This is a genomic window from Bacillus sp. JJ864, from assembly GCF_036963045.1.
GTDB classification, from domain to species: Bacteria; Bacillota; Bacilli; order Bacillales; family Bacillaceae_G; genus Bacillus_A; species Bacillus_A pseudomycoides_C.
The window spans coordinates 1-2,708 of the sequence record NZ_JBALLY010000238.1 but is presented as its reverse complement, the minus strand read 5'-3'; the positions used below and the strand labels follow the sequence as shown (position 1 = coordinate 2,708).

Here is a 2,708-nt window from a genome sequence, read left to right as displayed (position 1 = left end):
AATAACTTGTAAAAAAGAGTGGCTATGGCTGCTCTTTTTATTTTGAAAGGAGAATGAAAGTGTTAATTAATATGGAGAATTTACAAATTGTACATGCCTATTTATTCGGAGGCGTAAAGTTTCTTGATTTGCTAGGTATTCTAATGCTCGTTGATATTATAACAGGTATCACAAGAGCAATTAAGGAGAACCGATTACATAGCAGAAGCGCTCTTTTCGGTTATGCTCGTAAAATTGGAGTATTTGGGATTATTATTCTAGCAAACATTATAGATGTTATTTTGTCGCTTAATGGAGCTGTGGCATTTGCTACGGTTCTTTTTTATGTCGCAAATGAGGGGTTATCCATCATTGAGAACCTTACACAAATTGGTGTGAAAGTTCCTTCAGTGATTTCAAATAAATTACATGTAATTGAAAACGAAAAAGAAAAAGGAGAGAATAAATAATGACTAAACATATTATTGATATTTCAAAATGGAACGAAAATATTAACTGGGATGTAGCTGCTGAAAATATTGATTTGGCAATCTGCCGTGTGCAATATGGCTCGGCTAAAGTAGACCATCTATATAAACAACATGTAGAAAATTTAGAAGCTCGTGGCATTCCTCATGCTGCTTATGCATACGGCTGCTATGTATCCGTAGAAGACGCTATTGTGGAAGCAAATGACTTTTTAGAGCGTGTTAATCCAAATGCAAAGTTCCTGGTATTAGATGTTGAAGACGATACTCTAGCAAGCTGTGGAGCTGCTAAACTAGCAGAAGCAACACAAGCATTTATTAACACTTGCCAGGATGCTGGTTGGAAAGTAGGTTTGTACGTATCACACCATATGTATGGTTCTTATGGACTTCAAAATGTACAAGCTGATTTCTTATGGATTCCACGTTATGGTGGACTGAAACCGAAATATGCATGCGATTTATGGCAGTATGCAGACGGTGAAACAGGCGGATGGCTTGATGGTATCGGAAAGGTAGATTTGAACTATCTGAATGGCGACAAGCCACTTGAATGGTTTACAGGGGGGAGCGCTCAATCCTTACAACCACAAGAAGAGGTTTTAGGTTATCTTACAACTACTGCTGAGGTTGCTAATATTAGAAAAGAACCTAATGTAAATGCACCTATTATGCGTCAAGCTACAAAAGGGCAAGGTCATACATATTATGAATGGTCTTATGATGGTTCTCATTTCTGGTATAAAGTTAATCCTGAAAATTGGATGAGAGATGATGTAGCAAAAATCAATAAAGACGGAAAATCCACTGGCGTTGTATGGGTAAACAGTATAGATGTTAACTTACGAAAAGGTGCAAGTACTGGCGACCCTGTTATCAATAAAATTACAAAGTGTTCCGCTTATGACGCTCATTATCGTTATGAAAATTGGATTTATATCACTGGTGAAGGCGTTGAAGGTTGGGTGTATTTTGATGAGTCATATGTAAATTGGCTTAGATAACTAACCAAAATATCAAAATATGTAATTTTGCATATTTTGATATTTTAGTAGAAAAAAGTATGAAAGCGTTTTATTATAGATCTTGTTAAAAAAATCCAAGGGGGACAAAATTTTGAAAAAAACACAAAACTTAAAAAGATGGGGAATTGCTGCATTGACTACAACTATATTAGCAGGAGGATTTTTACCAAACAGTTCTTATGCTGCAGAAAAGGATTCGACAAACCTAGTACATTTTGAGTCTAATATGCCAGAATCAGCAAAAAAATTAAGTATTATTGATACAGAGACTAGCGGTAAAGAGTATCTAACTGACGTGGAAGTAAAAACAATTAGTCCATATAAATTGAATGCCATTTATGAGGAGCTTGAGGGCGATATACAAAATGGAAAATATAGCGAAGAAGAACTGAATCAAATTGTTGCTGAAAAGATAAAAAGTAAACGTTCAGTTGTAAGAGCATTTTCTTACGAAATACCTGGTTTTGATAAATTAACAGATGCAGAAGTTAATCTAGCTAAGCAACACCCTGTTGAGTTTGTAACTTATGCTTCATGTTCAGTTCAAGCAAAATCTGAATCGGAAAAATACTATGGAGAATCTCAACTTACTCAAGGAAACGGAGATGCGTTCAGACATTCTTATTGGAATGCTATACTTCTTAAAGGTTTAGCTGGTTCTAAGGGACGTGATTATGGAGATGGACGAGCAAAAGCTTGGACAGATGCACATGAACAAAATTCTTGGGGTATTGATAAAGAAATGGATCTTCATAATAATTGGTTTGGAAGAATGGCTACTTATAATAATTATGGTTGGAGTAATCCACAATTGAGTAATCATTTAAGAGGTGCTGTAAGAAATGGTAGTATGGCTAGGATTGTTAATGAACAACTAGTTCGTACAAATGGAGAAACTGGGAAATAATGTGATGGTTTAATTTGTTTTTAAAAGTTGTATGATTTATTTAAAATAACGTAAAAAACCTGTATTGTTTTAATACAGGTTTTTTAGCAAATAAGAAAAAACGCACAACTTGTTTATATCTATTACTTTTATAATTAATCTTTATTTGTATCTTTAATAAGGAGGTGGAAAAATGGGAAGAAAAAAAATAATATTTTTTAGTTTATGCTTTTTGATTATATTAGTCGTATTATTAGTCGTATTTTTTTACCCAAAAGGATATAGTGGTAAATATGTACGCTGGGGTGACACTGTAAATACAGTTAATAC

General features: G+C 34.1%; 3 protein-coding genes. All 3 read left to right on the top strand.

The genetic code is table 11. The features are described 5' to 3' along the window. Nucleotides 1–53: 53 nt before the first annotated feature. The 3 genes from V7024_RS23870 to V7024_RS23860 all read left to right on the top strand — a co-directional run bounded on the left by V7024_RS23870 (nucleotide 54) and on the right by V7024_RS23860 (nucleotide 2,399). Nucleotides 54–449, top strand: coding sequence for a phage holin family protein (locus tag V7024_RS23870; RefSeq protein WP_251227859.1), 396 nt, complete (start codon nucleotides 54–56; stop codon nucleotides 447–449). Next, entirely contained in the window at nucleotides 449–1,471 is a 1,023-nt protein-coding gene (locus V7024_RS23865) for a GH25 family lysozyme (RefSeq protein ID WP_335524545.1), read from the top strand. The genes V7024_RS23870 and V7024_RS23865 overlap by 1 nt, the downstream gene beginning before the upstream one ends. Before the next feature lie 112 nt (nucleotides 1,472–1,583). Further along, on the top strand, nucleotides 1,584–2,399 hold the full coding sequence (locus V7024_RS23860) for a DUF6973 domain-containing protein (protein WP_335524543.1): 816 nt from the start codon (nucleotides 1,584–1,586) through the stop codon (nucleotides 2,397–2,399). The last annotated feature ends 309 nt before the right edge of the window (nucleotides 2,400–2,708 follow it).